Origin of the sequence: Maridesulfovibrio salexigens DSM 2638 (assembly GCF_000023445.1) — a bacterium.
Lineage (GTDB): Bacteria > Desulfobacterota > Desulfovibrionia > Desulfovibrionales > Desulfovibrionaceae > Maridesulfovibrio > Maridesulfovibrio salexigens.
Genome location: NC_012881.1, coordinates 3,358,031 through 3,375,000, shown reverse-complemented (window position 1 = coordinate 3,375,000; position 16,970 = coordinate 3,358,031). Strand labels below are relative to the sequence as shown.

The 16,970-nt window shown below is 44.6% G+C and carries 12 protein-coding genes and 2 rRNA genes (1 of these 14 cut by a window edge); 11 read left to right on the top strand and 3 right to left on the bottom strand.

All coding sequences use genetic code 11. The features are described 5' to 3' along the window. The 8 genes from DESAL_RS15390 to DESAL_RS15355 form a co-directional block, all read left to right on the top strand. Nucleotides 1–1,400: ribosomal RNA gene (locus DESAL_RS15390) — 23S ribosomal RNA — on the top strand (it extends 1,536 nt beyond the left edge of the window). A gap of 100 nt (nt 1,401–1,500) precedes the next feature. Continuing rightward, nucleotides 1,501–1,615, top strand: a 5S ribosomal RNA gene (rrf, locus tag DESAL_RS15385). Between the two features lie 491 nt (nt 1,616–2,106). Further along, nucleotides 2,107–3,387 (top strand): GGDEF domain-containing response regulator, encoded by a 1,281-nt coding sequence (locus DESAL_RS15380; protein ID WP_015852906.1) that lies wholly within the window; start codon nt 2,107–2,109, stop codon nt 3,385–3,387. Nucleotides 3,388–3,612: 225 nt separating this feature from the next. Then, entirely contained in the window at nt 3,613–5,265 is a 1,653-nt protein-coding gene (locus DESAL_RS15375; RefSeq protein WP_015852905.1) for a glycosyltransferase family protein, read from the top strand. A gap of 47 nt (nt 5,266–5,312) precedes the next feature. After that, nucleotides 5,313–5,657 carry an Hpt domain-containing protein gene (locus DESAL_RS15370; RefSeq protein ID WP_015852904.1) on the top strand — a complete coding sequence of 115 codons (345 nt, stop codon included), beginning with the start codon at nt 5,313–5,315 and terminating at the stop codon, nt 5,655–5,657. Between the two features lie 176 nt (nt 5,658–5,833). Then, a complete protein-coding gene (locus tag DESAL_RS15365; protein WP_015852903.1) occupies nt 5,834–7,858 on the top strand; it encodes a methyl-accepting chemotaxis protein in 2,025 nt (674 codons plus the stop codon). A gap of 93 nt (nt 7,859–7,951) precedes the next feature. Next, complete coding sequence (locus DESAL_RS15360) at nt 7,952–8,500, top strand: chemotaxis protein CheW (RefSeq protein ID WP_015852902.1); 549 nt, start codon at nt 7,952–7,954, stop codon at nt 8,498–8,500. Nucleotides 8,501–8,795: 295 nt separating this feature from the next. Beyond that, complete coding sequence (locus DESAL_RS15355; protein ID WP_041721941.1) at nt 8,796–10,766, top strand: response regulator; 1,971 nt, start codon at nt 8,796–8,798, stop codon at nt 10,764–10,766. Between the two features lie 12 nt (nt 10,767–10,778). Here DESAL_RS15355 and DESAL_RS15350 read toward each other — a convergent pair whose 3' ends face one another. The 3 genes from DESAL_RS15350 to DESAL_RS15340 all read right to left on the bottom strand — a co-directional run bounded on the left by DESAL_RS15350 (nt 10,779) and on the right by DESAL_RS15340 (nt 13,395). Then, on the bottom strand, nt 10,779–11,390 hold the full coding sequence (locus DESAL_RS15350; protein ID WP_015852900.1) for a MarC family protein: 612 nt from the start codon (nt 11,388–11,390) through the stop codon (nt 10,779–10,781). Nucleotides 11,391–11,392: 2 nt separating this feature from the next. Further along, nucleotides 11,393–12,046 carry an L-fuculose-phosphate aldolase gene (locus tag DESAL_RS15345; RefSeq protein ID WP_015852899.1) on the bottom strand — a complete coding sequence of 218 codons (654 nt, stop codon included), beginning with the start codon at nt 12,044–12,046 and terminating at the stop codon, nt 11,393–11,395. Nucleotides 12,047–12,153: 107 nt separating this feature from the next. Beyond that, nucleotides 12,154–13,395 (bottom strand): M48 family metallopeptidase, encoded by a 1,242-nt coding sequence (locus DESAL_RS15340; protein ID WP_015852898.1) that lies wholly within the window; start codon nt 13,393–13,395, stop codon nt 12,154–12,156. Between the two features lie 272 nt (nt 13,396–13,667). Between DESAL_RS15340 and DESAL_RS15335 the strand changes: the two genes are divergently transcribed. The 3 genes from DESAL_RS15335 (at nt 13,668) to lpdA (ending at nt 16,953) form a co-directional block, all read left to right on the top strand. Then, the gene (locus DESAL_RS15335; protein ID WP_015852897.1) at nt 13,668–14,660 is read left to right on the top strand and encodes a tetratricopeptide repeat protein; all 993 of its coding nucleotides are present in this window, start codon (nt 13,668–13,670) and stop codon (nt 14,658–14,660) included. 415 nt (nt 14,661–15,075) lie between these two features. Beyond that, nucleotides 15,076–15,504, top strand: coding sequence for an OsmC family protein (locus DESAL_RS15330; protein ID WP_015852896.1), 429 nt, complete (start codon nt 15,076–15,078; stop codon nt 15,502–15,504). Nucleotides 15,505–15,528: 24 nt separating this feature from the next. Next, the gene (gene lpdA, locus DESAL_RS15325; RefSeq protein ID WP_015852895.1) at nt 15,529–16,953 is read left to right on the top strand and encodes a dihydrolipoyl dehydrogenase; all 1,425 of its coding nucleotides are present in this window, start codon (nt 15,529–15,531) and stop codon (nt 16,951–16,953) included. Nucleotides 16,954–16,970: the final 17 nt, after the last annotated feature.

Genomic DNA, 16,970 nt, shown 5'->3' with positions numbered 1-16,970 from the left:
TTCCTTTTTAAGGCCGAGACACGATGCCGTAACTTTACGTTTGAAGTGAGTAATTCCAGACTGCCTAGAAAATCTTCTAAGTTTAGCATTTGTTGACCGTACCGCAAACCAACACAGGTAGTCGGGTCGAGTAGACCAAGGCGCTTGAGAGAACTCTGGTTAAGGAACTCGGCAAAATGATCCCGTAAGTTAGCGAGAAGGGATGCTCCAGACGGTGACTTGATTCACTTAATGAGCTGTTTGGAGCCGCAGAGAATCGGGGGGGGCGACTGTTTACTAAAAACATAGGTCTCTGCTAAGTCGTAAGACGATGTATAGGGACTGACGCCTGCCCGGTGCTGGAAGGTTAAAAGGAGGTGTTAGACTTCGGTCGAAGCTCCGAATTGAAGCCCCAGTAAACGGCGGCCGTAACTATAACGGTCCTAAGGTAGCGAAATTCCTTGTCGGGTAAGTTCCGACCTGCACGAATGGCGTAACGATCTCCCCACTGTCTCAACCAGAGACTCAGTGAAATTGAATTACCGGTGAAAATGCCGGTTACCCGCGGTAAGACGGAAAGACCCTGTGCACCTTTACTATAGCTTGACATTGGGTTTAGGGCTATCATGTGTAGGATAGGTGGGAGGCTTTGAAGTCGGCACGCCAGTGTCGGTGGAGCCAACCTTGAAATACCACCCTTGATAGTCTTGAATTCTAATCCAACGCCGTTATCCGGCTTGGAGACAGTGTCTGGTGGGTAGTTTGACTGGGGCGGTCGCCTCCCAAAAAGTAACGGAGGCTTGCAAAGGTTCCCTCAGGCTGATTGGAAACCAGCCGTCGAGTGCAAAGGCATAAGGGAGCTTGACTGTAAGACAGACATGTCGAGCAGGAACGAAAGTTGGTCTTAGTGATCCGGTGGTTCCGCATGGAAGGGCCATCGCTCATAGGATAAAAGGTACGCCGGGGATAACAGGCTGATCGCGCCCAAGAGTTCACATCGACGGCGCGGTTTGGCACCTCGATGTCGGCTCATCACATCCTGGGGCTGAAGCAGGTCCCAAGGGTTCGGCTGTTCGCCGATTAAAGTGGTACGCGAGCTGGGTTTAAAACGTCGTGAGACAGTTTGGTCCCTATCTACCGTGGGCGTAGGATAATTGAAGAGGGTCTGTCCCTAGTACGAGAGGACCGGGGTGGACGAACCTATGGTGTTCCTGTTGTCGCGCCAGCGGCATTGCAGGGTAGCTAAGTTCGGAAGGGATAACCGCTGAAAGCATCTAAGCGGGAAGCCTGCCTCAAGATTAGTTATCCCTATGCTTTAGCATCTAAAGATTCCAGGTAGACCACCTGGTTGATAGGCTGGAGGTGTAAGTGCAGTGATGCATTCAGCTGACCAGTACTAATAAATCGTGCGACTTATTTTTCTTCTCTTCCCTTAACTTTAACCCTAAACGGTTGAAGCTAATGGAACTCTAATTCTTCTCTATTAAACAATATATTTTGCTCAAACGAGCAAGCAAATTTGCTTGCGGCCATTGAGGAGAGGTCACACCCGACCCCATTCCGAACTCGGAAGTTAAGCTCTCCATCGCCGATGATACTGCTAGGTAGCTAGTGGGAAAGTAGGTCGCCGCAAGCTTTTTTATTTCAAAGCCCCCTTGTTAATTCAAGGGGGCTTTACTTGTTTGAAGCGAGATTAGTTTTGGAGGGTACGGGGAGTGGAAGGTCGGAGGGTGACTTGGACTCTTTAAGATGCGTGGTTGTGTGTTTGGAATTTGAAGAAACAAACTTTATACGGCTACGCAATTGAGAGGTTAAGTAATTTTGGATATATGCCTGCGCGGTAAATTTTTAATGCCGGACTGTCCGCTGAATATAATTTAAGCTAATGTGTATAACTGTGAGTAATATAATATGTCTGGTCTTTTATTTGCGCAGTGTTAGTGTCGTTGTCGTCTTTCATTTACTTTCAACTTGTTATTACCGTTAATTGACTGTTCTGATTCAGGGTATTAATAAATATTCTAGAATGGAATTACCATTTTGTGTTATTGTTAGGGGCTTCTTCCATAAAGTCGTTGGCGCGCATCACAGCACAGTTGGTCTTCAAAAAAACAAATTGAGGCGTATATGTCCCAAGAGAGTAATTCACCCGGTGTAACCCGTCCTAGTAAAGTTTTAATTGTCGAAGACAGTATTACTTTTGCAGGTATTTTGAAAAGAAGCATACTTGCAAAATTGAACGTTGAGATAATGCTCTTCGGTGACTATGCAAGCGCGAAGGAATACCTTGAGCATAATAGTGATGAATTTTTTGTGGCTCTTCTTGATATAGTCCTACCTGATGCTCCCAATGGTGAAATCATCGATTTAGTCGTTTCATATAATATCCCATCGATTGTTTTTACTGGGGAGATTAGTGAGGAGTTACGCTCCACAATGTGGTCAAAGCGAATTGTCGATTATGTTCAGAAAGTAAATTTTGATGACATTCAGCATGTTGTCGGTCTTGTAGATAGACTCAAAAAGAATATTTCAAGAAAAGCGGTCATCGTAGATGAATCAGATGAAACTCGAGCCCTATTTCGTGATTTCCTGCTGGTTAATAATTTTCAGATTATTGAAGCTTCAAACGGAAATGAGGCTTTGGAACTTATTAACAATGAAAAAGTCCATCTCGTAATAACGGGTGATCAAATATCTGTGATGGATGGACCAGCTACCATCAAAGAGATACGCAAAACACATTCTAAGGCTGATCTGCCGATAATAGGTTTTTCCCGTGAGGGAGGATCCGGATTATCGGCTGAATTTTTAAAGAGCGGGGCAAATGATTACATCAGGCAGCCTTTTGAACCTGAAGAATTTTATTGCCGGGTAAATAACACTCTTGATAGTGCTGAGTATGTGAAGACTATTAAACGCATTTCGGACAATGATGTTTTGACAGATGTGTTTAGCCGTGGCGCGCTTTTTAAATATGGTGAAAAATTATTCGCCCAGCAGAAACGTTCTGACGCCTCGTTAGTTGCGGTAATGATTGATATCGATAATATCAAGGCTTGCAATGAAACATATGGTCAGTTGGTTGGTGACGAAGTAATCAGGTTTGTAGCTGAAATTCTTCGTAACCGCTTCAGAAAGGGTGACGTGGTCAGCCGCTATGGTGGGGATTCTTTCTGTATTTTGTGTGCAGATATGAAACTTGATTATGTCGAGTCTGTTTTCAAAGAATTGTCAGCTAATATTGCCAAAGAAACTTTCGATATTGGCGAGTATAAAATAAAGGTGACAGCTTCAATTGGTGTTAACACCAGTAGCTCTGAATCATTAGAAGAAATGATATCCGGCGCTGAGAGATTGCTGCAGGCAGCCAAAATGAAAGGTGCAGGGAGTATCGCCTGTACTTAGTTGTCTGTAAAAGGCCGCAGCATCCAGAAGGAAGCTGTGGCCTTTTACGTATGAAAGTAATTTTAATGAGATCAAAATTATATCTTGTAGATAGATAACTACTACTGTATTGATTTTGAAATTCAATATCTATATATCCTATTTACTGTTGTTAAGTGCTGCGTCAGAAAGACTCTAGCCTGATTTACCTTTTCAAGATGCACATGCTTAGCGTATATCTTCCACATGCATAAACTTTTTTTGATTAATTGCACTCCTCCACTTGTAAAAGCCTTTGCTGAAATGGGGTACGAGGTTGAGCATGTTCATGGGCAGGAGGGCCATCTTGATCTTCCAGTTCTGCTTGACCAGTTACAATTCGAGCCGGACCTGGTTCTGCAACAGGAATCATTGGGCAGGCGGTGTTTCTTGAATGGTTTGAATAAGTTGAATTGTGTCAAAATTTTTTGGTCAGTGGATACGCATATGAATCTGTACTGGCACAAATTTTATGCTGAACTTTTTGACTGTCTATTGACCACGCAGAAAAAATATATCCCCGAGCTTCGCCAAGCATGTGAGGCAAAAGTTGAATGGTTACCTTGGATGGGGAATATCTCAGAAGTTGGGACTGCTGGAGGAAGAGTAATCCCTCATAGCAGGCGGGATCATGATTTAAGTTTTGTCGGTCGAGTCTCATCGCATAGGCGGTCCCGTCTTTGGTTTGTTGAGTTTTTAAAGTCTAACTACAAACTGAATTTTCAAGACAATCTTAATTATCAGCAGATGATGGAGCTATACAGGAATACCAGAATTGCTCCCAATGAAGCTCTTTTCGGTGAAGTTAATTTTAGATTGTTTGAAGCCGCTTCATGCGGCTGCGCTGTTGTAACTCCTGACGTTGGCGGTGGGCTCAATGAATTGTTTGAGATTGGAAAAGAAATTGAAGTCTACAATGATGTCCTCGAGTTAAAGGAGATTCTTGATCGTTTAAATAAAGATACCGTTGTTAGCGGTTCGTATGGCATGGCAGCCTATGCCCGAGTTTTAAAGGATCATCGACCTGATTCGCGAGCTACGGCTATTTGTAATATTGCGGAAAATACAGCTGCTAGGAGTTTATCTGCGGAACGCGCTGAACTTCTATTATGTATAAGTGAATTTTTGCTCGGTGAGTCTGGTAGTTACAGCGTTGATTGGGATGATTTGTTAAAGAGACTTCTTGGACTGGGACGAAGTGAAATTCGCGATGTTGCATTGCTAAGGATTTTTGCCGGATTAGGACAGAGTGACCTCTTCATGGGAATTGTCCGTCCTTATTTGGATAAAAGCCTTAGTTCTGACGATTGTTATTTCAATATGAGTGCATCGCTCGGAGCCTTAAGGCTCGGAATGTGGGAAGTTGCGAAGCATTTTTGGTATTCATTCAATTCCTGCTCTCGACCTGAAGAAATGGTTAAGCCGGAAACAGAGGTGCACCTTTTGAAACTCTGGGGAGATGTCTCGGCTAAAAAAGGCTTGAGGATACGATCCGGGGTTGCGTTCAAAGAAGATAAAGACATTCCATCGTGTGCTTCCGATTGTTATTTTGCCGCTCTTTACAGGGATTCATCTGACAAAGAGATCTACAGGAAGCTTAATTCCATTTTCAATGGCGTAAAAGGTGGTGAACCCGGCAGACTTGGGTTTCTCTCACATCTTTCGCTTCATTATCCTGACGACTGGAGAATCAGTGCTGAGGTGGCTGTCACCAATTTAAAGGTCTTTAGGTTTCAGGAAGGCCTCAAAGAATTGGAAACGGCACATGATCTCGCTGCTAGGGCCGGGCAGACCCGTTTTTTTGAACGTAAAATTGAGTTGGAAATTCCTCAATTTAATAAGTTGGTTAATTGGTCTTGAATATGCTAGAAGCTAGGCTGGAATCATTACATTAGCGGAGGGCATCCATGTCTGAGGTAGTTTTTAATGAGCAGGCTTTTTACAACCATCTTGGTGGTGACCGCGAACTCGCGACTGAAATATTAAAAGTATATATGGTGGATGCTCCTGCACGGACCGAATCCTTAGCTGAAGCTGTAAAAAATGGTGATCAGGTCCTTGCTGTGAAATATTCACATGCATTGAAGGGGATTTCTGCCACGATCAGAGCTAATGCCATTGCATTGCTAGCTGAAAAAATTGAAATGTGTTCACGAAAAGGTGACTTAGATAAAGCAAAGCATTTAATGCCGAAAGTATTTTTAGAGCTTGATGCCGTTCTTACTGCGGTTCGAAAACACCTGACTACCTAGTAGTTGTGGTAAATGCTGTTTCGTGAATATAATGCAAATTGTAACTTAAATGCCAATTTTGTGCTGTAAACAGAATGTACTGAGGGTCATACGATCTTTAAAGGAATACTGGCGGACCTGTTATTCCTTAAATCGTAGTAGGGATATAGTTGAGTCTGGCAAATAGGAGACATCAGATGTTTAAAAATTTGAAGCTCGGGTGGAAAATTGGCGGGGGATTCGTTGTTGTTCTGCTGCTGACAGCAGTTGTAGGTGTTGTTGGCTGGTATGGATTATCTAAAGTTGCAGATGAAACAAAGCGTACTGATGTTGTCAGTAAAGCCGTTGCTGATATGTATAATTCCAGATTGATGGTTCTTTATTATACATTACGTGGAACCGCTGAATATGAAGACAAATTTCACAGTTCTATTGGAGAAATAGGAAAGAATATCTCAGCTAATACGGATAGTTTTACGGGTAAAGGACTTAAAGATATTACTGACGTTGCCGGTAAGGCTGTAAAGTATGGCGAAATATTCGACCGTTACGCTCAATATGAGCATGAAAAGAGCGAGGCTATAAGCAATTGTGGTGTAGCCGTTACAAATTTAGACAAAGTTGTGTCTAAAATTGAAGAGCGCGCAAGTACAGCCATGAAGCAGGGGATGAGCGGCTCCTCAGTCGGTCTGGATATGGCGAGTTTATTTGATGCCTATTCAACAATTTCAAAATTAGAGAAGCAGTTTATAACCAGCCGATTTATATTTTCAAACTATCTTCGTACAGGCAAAGATGAATATGTAGACCAGACCCGCTCTTTGCTGACTTCAGTTATTAATTTGAGCGATGAGTTTCGCGGTAACAGTTGGGTTGCTTCTAATTCTGATCTGGATGTAAATGGACTCGAAAGAGCTGCTCGGGAGTATCTGGACGGATTCAATTCCATAGTTAAAAAAGTTGACCTTCAAGGGACTGAGTTGAAGGCAATGGCTGAGGTTGGCGTAGACGCTCTGAGCCTTAGTCAGGTGTTGATGGATGAGCAGCAGGTGTCAGCTCAGAATGTTATTACTTCTTCCTTTTCCATGATTTTGGGAGGCCTTGCCCTTGCTTTGGTGGTTGGAATGCTCATTTCGATCACTGTTACCCGCATAATTACCCGTCCTATCCGTGAAGGTGTTTCTTTTGCGGAACATATGGCTCAAGGCGATTTTACCCGAACTTTGGACATCAATCAGCGTGACGAGATCGGTATTCTAGCCGCTGCCTTGAATGATATGGTCGTTAAGTTGTCAGCTGTTGTAGGTGAAGTCGGCATTTCTTCTGAAAATGTTGCTTCCGGCAGCGAAGAACTTTCTGCTACTGCTGAGAATTTATCTCAGGCTTCCACCGAACAGGCGGCCAGTGTCGAAGAAGTTTCTGCTTCTATGGAAGAAATGACTGCTAATATCAGACAGAATGCAGAAAACGCACATGAAACTGAGCAGATAGCCCTACAATCTTCTCAGCAGGCTGAAGAGGGCGGAGAGGCCGTTACCAAGGCTGTTGATGCCATGAAAAATATTGCCGAGAAAATTTCCATTATTGAGGAAATTGCCCGTCAGACCAACCTTCTTGCTTTGAATGCTGCAATTGAGGCCGCCCGTGCCGGAGAACACGGTAAAGGTTTTGCCGTTGTTGCTGCAGAGGTTCGTAAGCTTGCTGAGCGTAGTGGAGCTGCTGCCGGAGAGATCGGTGAACTTTCTTCAAGTACTGTAAGTGTGGCTGAAAAGGCAGGCGAAATGCTGACCCAGCTTGTCCCTGATATTAAGAAAACAGCCGAGCTTGTACAGGAGATTGCAGCAGGAAGCAGCGAACAGCTTTCCGGTGCGGAGCAGATCAACAAGGCAGTGCAGCAACTTGATCAAGTTACCCAGCAGAATGCATCAGCATCCGAGGAAATGGCTTCCACATCGGAAGAACTTTCCAGTCAGGCTGAACAGTTGCAGCAGGTTATGAGCTTCTTCAGGGTAAGAAATCAGCCTAGAACCAGAGCTCAGGCTTTACCTCCTGCACGGACTGTAGTTCACTCTAATCCCGCTCCTAAAAGACCTGCTCCAGAGGCCAGAGTCAGGGAGGTTCCTGCCCCGCAAACTCAGCACCAGCCGGAAACAGAAAAAATCAGTGGTGTTTCTCTGGACATGGGAAGTGAATTTTCAGACAATGACTTCGAAAAATTCTGATAATCACTGGTTGTTTTTGCTCGCTTGATATATAGTTGGAGCAATTAGGTTGTTTTTTTGTATAGGGATGATCAAATTGAGGCAGGTGGAAAAATGAACGCTGAGATAAATAGTACGACCAATCAGTATCTGACGTTTACCTTGAACAAGGATATTTATGCGTTGGATATAGCCAGTGTAAGGGAAGTGCTGGAACTTACACCCATAACCAGAATTCCGAGAACCCCCAAATTTATGCGGGGAGTGATCAATCTTAGGGGACACGCTGTCCCTGTTGTTGATATGCGTCTTAAATTCGGAATGAGCCGAACAGAAGATACCATAAACACATGTATTATTATTGTAGAGGTATCCTTTGACGGTGAAAGTACTGTGATGGGAGCGCTGGCTGATTCTGTTCGGGAAGTAATTGAGCTTACTGAAAATATGATTGAAGAGCCGCCCAGAATGGGCACTACAATCAAGACGGAATTCATTCGGGGTATGGGCAAGCAGGATGATGAATTTGTCATCATTCTGGATATTAATAAAATATTGTCTGTCGAAGAACTGGCTATGCTCAAGAGTGTTCATCAGGATTCCACCTCGACTGAAGTAGCACCGGAAGTAAACGCTGATCAAGGGATGACTTTGAGCTTGTGATTTTGGTGTGCGGTGGTTTTGATCTGCCCGTGAATTAGTACTTATATTGAAGCCCGTTTCCGTTACTGGAAGCGGGCTTTGTTTTTGTTTTCTCAATAATGATGCGAAATATGACTGAGCCTTGGTATATTCAAATAATTGTGCAGAAGTTTATCTTCTGAAATGATCTGAAGGTGTATTATTGAGACATTAGTTGTGATGTTTCGAAAATATTAGTAAGCCTATGCTTCCTATCTTAACTGCGACCTGCCTTTTAGGTCTTTTTTTAAAACAATGAGGCAGATCAGGAATGGTTATGTCCAAGAATATAAGGTTTGTTTTATTATATGCCAGCGTAGCGGTTTTACTTTTTAGTGCTGCTCTTTTTTTACCCGGTCCATATTGGGAGGTTAAGCTAAGCCTCTTCATTGGCTGGTTGACACTTATGGCTATGGCAGCATGGAAGCTTCAGGCTTTTTACGTTGATCAAGATTTAAGACAGATTCAGCAAACAGCCTCAATATTGAGAAATAGCGGTGCTTGTTTTTACACTACAGATGCGCAGGGTGAGCTGATATTCAGTGATGATGCCTGCAGTGATCTTGAGCGGAAGATTTTCGGAAAAGTTGATAATGATGCGCATTCAAGGTTGCTGAGTCATTTTCATTCTAAGGAAGGTCTGGATAATATTTTTAAGGAAATATCATCTGGAGGTGGGGTCTATCGATTTGAGGAGGACCTGCCAGCTGCGGACGGTCGTACAGTACGTTTAAGCCATGTTTTGCAGCCTACCTATTGTGCTGATGGTAATGTCAGTGGATTTGCCGGTATAATTAGAGATATCTCAGAACAAGAGAGAGCACATGCTGAATCGGAAATGTGGCAGCGTTATCTGGGGGCTGCTTTGGATAGTGCTCCTGGAACCATGTTTATTCATGATCTAGAAGGTAATTTTTTAAGGGTCAGTCATAAATTTGCTGATTTTGCCGGGATTGCCCCGGAAATGTGTATCGGGACAAACATATATGATTATCTGGCTCCGCAGATTGCAGATCAATTCTTAGAAAGAATTCATGATATTGCAGCCGGTGGAAGCGATTTTGCCATGCAGATTCCGGCTATTAATTCACGTGGTGAGAGATTGCGCCTTGATGTTCGCCATTTTCTTATTCGCAACGACAAGGGCGAGGCGGAGGCCATAGTTGGGTGCGCACGAAGAATTGATAACAAAAAAATGGATATCAGGCCTGCCAAGAGTGGAGGGGACGAGGTCTTCATGCAGGCCATTTGTCATGAGATGAGGACTCCGCTGGCCGGAATTATAGGTAGTCTGCATGTCCTTGATCACATGAATCTTTCTCCGGAAGCTAAGGAATATGTGCATAAATGCGTTGTTTCAGCGGAAAGGTTTAAGGATGTTGTTAATAATTCCTTGAGTGATTTAGCCGGAAATTACGACCCGCAAGAATTTGAATCATTGGATCCTGCGGTTTGTCTTGAAAAGTCCGCGGAACTTTTTTTGCCGGCAGCATCCATCCAGAACAGAAAAATCAATTTGTCTATCGGCTTGGGCTTGCCTGATGCCATTGTTTGTAATCGTAAGGTCCTTAGCCAGACGTTGTTCTGTCTAATAAACAGCGGTTTGGAGATTTTTCCTGATTCAGATATTACTGCCGGAGTAAAGCTTGCTTCTCCTGCAGACGGTAATTCGTTGATTTCTTTTTATGTTTCCGGTGAAGGATGTGTTCCAGTTTTAAGTGGAGGTTCTTTTTCCGGCTGTCTTGAGCAGAATGCAAAAGTTATCGGTGGAGAATTGTACTTTGAAGACGGAAGTACTGCCGAGCTGGGCTTCAGGATAAAAGTGCCTGCTGGAAAAGATACTGATGATCAGGAATTCTCGCCGGTTCAGAGCCTTAGAATTATCCTTGCTGAAGATGATATCAGCAGTCAGGTTTTCATGCGTAAAAAGCTTGAAGGATGGGGACATTCTGTTCGCACTGCAAGTACAGGGGTAGAGGTCTTAAACCATATTAATAGTGAAGAGTTTGATCTTGTACTTATGGATTTGCAAATGCCGGAAATGAATGGATTCGATGCGATTTCTTCTATTAGAACAGGGAGCCCTCAAGTTCGAGAACTCCCTATAATTGTCATGAGTGCTTATGGGAGGGAGAGTGATTTCAAGAAAATGTCCGACTTGGGCGTGAATGATTACATTGCAAAGCCGGTAAGAACAGAAGAGCTGGAAAAAGCTCTGGCGCGTCTTCGAGAGCTGGGGCAGATATAGCCACAGCCACCCCTAGCGCGGAAGAATATTGGTTATGTAGTAGGCAATGCCGTCTTCAAGCATCTGTACGGATAAAAGAATAAGAATCAAACCCATAAGCCTTTCACATGCCCTGAGACCTCTTTTGCCCAGTATCCGGGCCATAGTCGGCCCTGTCATCATAATGATGAAGCTCATAGCCCATGCGATCAGCACACCGGAAAGAACATTGATTCCGGCATCTCCTTTTGATCCGTAAACCATGACCGCTGCCAGCAGCGATGGTCCGGCGAAAAGCGGAACTGCAATCGGCACAATGAACGGATCTTTTTCCGAGTCATCTGCTGAGCTCTCCGGTTTCGGGAAGATCATTTTCATGGAAATGATAAACAGGATTACCCCGCCCGCTATTCGCAATGTGGACTGGTGAATGTTGAGCATCTTCATCAGTCCTGCGCCCAAGTACATAAACAGGATAATGATCCCCAGAGCAAAGAAAAGTTCCCTGAGCAGGATTTTACGCTGCCGTGAAGGAGAGTACTCCCGGAGCATGGATAGGCATACCGGAAGATTTCCCAGTGGGTCCATGATCAGGAAAAGGGGAAAGGCTATTTCGAAGATTGTGCTAAGCTGTCCTGCTTCCATGATTAATCCTTGCCTCCGGCCTGTCCGTAGGTCGAAAATTTATCGATAACCTTGTCCATCTCATCGTCAGGAACAATAACAGGTTTACCAACTGAAAGGGCCTGTATGTAGATTCTGGCAACAAGTTCCAGTTCCTCCGCAGCATCAAAAGCGTTGCCGATAGCTCGGCCAACTGTGATCAGGCCGTGGTTTGCGAGCAGCACAGCATTGTAATTGCCGATGGTTTTGATCACGTTGTCGGCCAGTTCCGGAGTGCCGAAAGTTGCATACGGGGCGAGAGGCACTTTCTTGCCCGCAAAACCAACCAGATAATGTACAGCCGGAAGTTCCACGTTCAGGCAGGCTACAGTAGTGGCATAGACGGAATGAGTGTGAACCACTGCGTTAACGTCCGGTCGATTTTTGTACAGGATGGTATGGAAACCGTATTCACTGGATGGCTTGCGTTCGGAATCCTTTATATTGCCGTCCAGATCGATAATCACAATATCTTCTGGAGTGGAAAGACGGTAATCTAATCCGCTAGGGCTGATAGCTACCAAGCCCTGTTCGCGGTTAAAAACACTCAGGTTGCCGCCGGTCCCGGTTGTCAGACCGGATTCAAGCAGTTTCTTCCCATATTCAACAACAAGTTTTCTTTCATTCTGCAACAACATATCCGATGTCCCTTACAAAGAGGCGAAGCCTTATTAAAAAAGTTTGGGATTCTTAAACCCTTTTCAAAGGGTTTAAGGCCCCCGGCAGGGTCGCCGAAGGCAAAATGCTAGTTAATATTAAATGCGCGAAGCGCCTCAATCCTCTTTAACACAGGAGGATGGCTGTATTCCAGCCAGACATAAAAGGGATGCGGAGTGAGGTTGGCGAGGTTGCTTACCGATAGCTTCTTGAGTGCTTCGACCAGTGCTTCCGGGGTACGGGTGGTTTCCGCTGCAAAAGCGTCCGCTTCGAATTCGTGCTTACGGGAGCGAATATTGCTAAAGATGGAAAGCACGATTGATACAGGGGTGTAGAGCAGGGCAAAGAAGATCAGACCGGCATGTACGGAAATGTTCTGCATACCGAATGCTGCGAAGAGTTCCTTGTTACCGAGAAAAAAGGACATGAGCAGGAAGATTACTCCGGTATTGATGATGCTCATGGTCATCATTTTGCGGATATGACCGAGCTTACTGTGTCCTATTTCGTGGGCCAGCACCGCTACGATTTCATCGGTGGAAAGGTTGTTGATCAGGGTGTCGAAAAGAGCGATGCGTTTCTTCTTTCCGAAGCCGGTAAAAAAAGCATTGGCTTTGGTGGAACGCTTGGAACCGTCAATCATGAAAATGCCGGAAAGTTCAAATCCGTTGTCAGCTGCGAATAGTTCAATTTTTTCTTTCAGTTCACCATCCTCAAGGGGAGTGAACTTGTTGAACAGAGGCAGAATCCATGTAGGGGCAATGTACTGCACACCAAGAGTTATCAGCACGGTAAATATCCAGCACCAGAGCCAGGCCAGCGAGCCGGCAGCATTGAAGAAAAGGAGAACACCGCCGAGAATTGCGCCGCCGATGATACCTCCGAGCAAATAGCCTTTAAGTTTATCCATGAAATAAGTTTTGAGGGTCGTTTTGTTGAACCCGAACTTTTCTTCAATGACAAAAGTGCTGTAGAGGGAAAATGGTAAGGATACTATGTCGCTGAGTACTGCCAATCCGGCATAAAAAATCAGCCCGGTGAGGATTTCCCCATAACCGAAACCATTGGCCCAAAGGTCTACGGCGTTGAATCCGCCCAGAACTATAAACAGAATGGTGATAAGTGTACTGACTGAACTTGAGATGTTTTCAAATCCAATCCCTGCCTTAGTGTAATCCTGCGACTTACGGTAGTCGTCCGCATCAAAAGTGGCACTGAATTCAGCGGGAAGTTCGGGGGAAAGAGCCTTGCGGTTCAGCTGGCGGGAAAAAATACCCAGCAGGCATGCCCCGGCGAGAGAAAATATGATAATGAATAGATAAATGTTCATTTAAGTTCAGTTGGTTTGGATTGTTGAAGTTGGGTTACGCTGGGATAGCGGAATCGTTTACATGTTACGGCGTATAACTACCGCGTGGGCTTAACCTCGTCAATGCAGGCTTCCAAACATATAATTTACTGGCAAATTCAAAAATAGTTCTGAACTTGACAATAAATGGTATAGAGTCAACAATTATATATTAAAATTAAGAAATTACTTTTTTCTGTTTGTCTTATCTGTAGTTCTTTTACAGATGATGGTTTGAGAGGGAGTTTTACTGAATGAGTTCGCCAAAGAGCATTAAAGAGAATATTGCCCGAGCAAAGTCTTACGGACAGCGTAAGGATTACATGCGTTGTTTGCATGCACTAAGCCTGTCTCTCGATGAGCTTGCATCCAGTCAGGTTTTCGGGCGTGAGAAATTTGAAATTGGTATTTTAATTGATGAAGTTTTCCGGCAGCTTCTGGCTATGGATGAACTCAAACGCGTGCTCCCCCGCGGTTTGAAATACATAAAAGGGCAGGAGAAAAAGCTGGCTGCCATGTTGATGAAAATCCATGACACCATCAAAAACGCTCTTGAAAAGGCTGCGGTAGAAAAAGTCCGCAAACAGAAAAATCAGATTGATAAATTTGTGCTGGCTGGACAAAAGTTCTTAATGGAAAAGAACGTCAAAGAAGCTAAAAAATATTTCCGGAAAATTACCGAGGCTTTTCCTGAAGAAAGAGGGCTCTTGCAGGATGTTGGCAGCAGGCTTGTTAAATCCGGTTTTCCTGCTGACGGTGTAGAATATCTTGAGCGGGCGATTGAGAAGACTCCTTCAGACAGCAGGCCATATATTTCGCTTCTTTTAGCTTATGAAATGATGACTGAGCAGGATAAGGCTCTTGAAGTAATTAAAGATATTGTGCGCCGTTTCGGGGCTAATGAGAGTATTTATATCCGGCAGGCTAAACTTTTTCTTGGGAAGCGCATGTATACAGAGGCTTACGATGCCGCTGCTGCTGCACTTAAAGTGAACCCCCTTAACCGTGAGGCTAAGAAAATTTCGGATAAATTAGGGCCCAAGATTTTCGGTCGCGGCTATACTCCGGGAGCTACAGCTAGTGATATGAAGGCAAAATCTTCAGCAGGTGGAGCTAAAGGCAAAAAGGAAAGTGTTTCCTTTAACCTCGATGGCGGTGCTTCTGGTGAAAAAAAAGACAAAGCCGCCAAGAAAAAGGCTCCTGCCAAAAAGCCTGCAGCTTCAAAGGCAATTAAACTCGATTTTTAAGATCTATTTACCTCTTTTTCAGTTTTATCAGGCCGCTTACGCGGCCTTTTTTATTTGTAGAATTCCAATAAAAGATTTTCAGCGACAAATCTGTCGTTGTGGCTGGAAAATATACTTTCTCAGTATAGATTCCGGTTTTACAGGGATATAGGGAAAAGTACTGAAGTTATACGTTAGTGCACGACAGTATTGTCGTTTTTAAGATGTTGTTGATATTAAGGCAATGCGAGGAATGTTTAGAGAATCAATGCGACATCTGTGTCGTTAAATTTGTGGGGACAACCGTCTTTTCTGTCTTAAATGGTGTGTTTTCTTTTGTAAGTCATTGAAAATATGTGAGTTGTTTGTATTGGCACGAATAGAGCTTTGGGGCGACACATAAGTTTGTCTGAAAAATCACAAAGGAGAATATAAAATGGCTCAACTCACTGTTTCATATGATCGCACAGGCGATAAGCAGGTTATAGATACAAATTCAAAAGTTCTTGGCGAAATCGTTATCGATCACAATGGCATTCCTGAAGATCAGCGTGGCGGTACTGCCAAACAGCTGCTTGCTTCTTCCGCCCTTTATTGCTTCTGCGGCGCACTTGGAAAGGCTTTACAGACTCGTGGTGCAGAATACGAGCGCATTACCGGAACCGCGACTCTCGAGACCGGTATGGATGAGAAAAAACGTGCCCGTGTAACCGGTATCACTCTCGATGTTACCGTACACATGGATGAGGATTACGGTTTTATTTTCGATCGTGTTGAAAAAATTATGCGCAAGGGCTGTCTGGTCACTGCTTCCCTTCATGAAGCATTCCCCATGACCTACAATCTCCACCTCGAAGAACTGTAAGACTTTTCAAATCAGGAGCTAAACATGCCATCCATCACCATAATCGGATCAGGTCCGGGCGGCCATATTGCTGCTTTTGAAGCTGCACGCCGGGGAGCTGAAGTTACTCTGGTTGAAAAAGCTGATATCGGCGGAACCTGCTTGAACACAGGTTGTATTCCCACCAAGACCATCAAGTCTTCAGCTGAAGCCCTTGAGACCGCAGGCAATCTCTCCGCGTTCGGTATTTCTGCCGAGAGTGGTGCAGAGGGTGTTAATTTCAAGGCTGACATGGAAGCTGTTGTGGCCCGTAAAGAAAGGGTTCGCAAAGTTCTTTGCGGCGGACTTGAGAAGACTTGTTCTTCCCTTAATATCCGTGTTGTGCGCGGCTCAGCAGAGCTGTCAGCAGACCGTACCGTACTTGTCCACACTGAAGAAGGTTCAGAAGAAATCAAGAGTGACAAGGTGATTATCGCTACCGGATCAAGCATTCTCGATCTGCCTTCATTGCCTGTGGATCACAAGCATATCATCAATAGCGATGACGCTCTCAATCTGGACCATGTTCCCGCGAAGATGGTTATTGTCGGTGGTGGAGTAATCGGTTGTGAACTGGCCTTCATTTACCGTGCTTTCGGCTCCGAAGTGACTATCGTTGAAGGTATGGACCGTCTTCTTCCCGTGCCTTCTGTTGATAAGGACATGAGTAAGCTTATCCAGCGCGAAGCTAAGAAGCACCGCATTAAAGTGCAGCTCGCTAAGACTGTGAAGAGTGCTGAAGTAGTTGATGGCAAAGTTCAGTGTGTGCTTGGACCTTCTCCATTTGTAGAAGGGGCAAAAGGTGATGATACCACCATTGAAGCCGACGTGGTTCTGGTTGCTGTAGGGCGTACTCCCAATACTGAAGGTCTTAAGCTTGCTGATGCCGGAGTTGAGACCGATCAGCGCGGCTGGATTAAAGCTGACCATAATATGCGTACTTCTGTGGAAGGTATCTACGCTATCGGCGATATTCTCGGACCTTCCCGCATTATGCTGGCTCATGTTGCATCACACGAAGGCCTTTGCGCAGTGGATAACTGTCTTGGTAAAGAGCGTGCTCTTGATTACTCCGTGATTCCTTCCGGAATTTTCACTTCCCCGGAGATCGGCACAGTGGGCCTTTCCGAAGAAGAAGCAATCGCCAAAGGCATTGATGTCCGCTCGCAGGTATTCCAGTTCCGTGAGCTGGGCAAAGCTCAGGCTATGGGTGAACTTGCAGGTATGTTCAAGATCATCTGTGAGAAAGAGAGCGGTAAGATTCTTGGTGCCCATATTGCCGGAGCTCATGCTACCGACCTCATTGCTGAAGCTGCTTTGGCCATTAAAAAAGGTCTTACTGCTGCTGATGTTGCCCATACCATCCATGCTCATCCGACCCTCGCTGAAGGTCTTTATGAGTGTTGTGAAGCGTGGCTTCGCGGCTGCTAATTCCGGTATTAATTTTT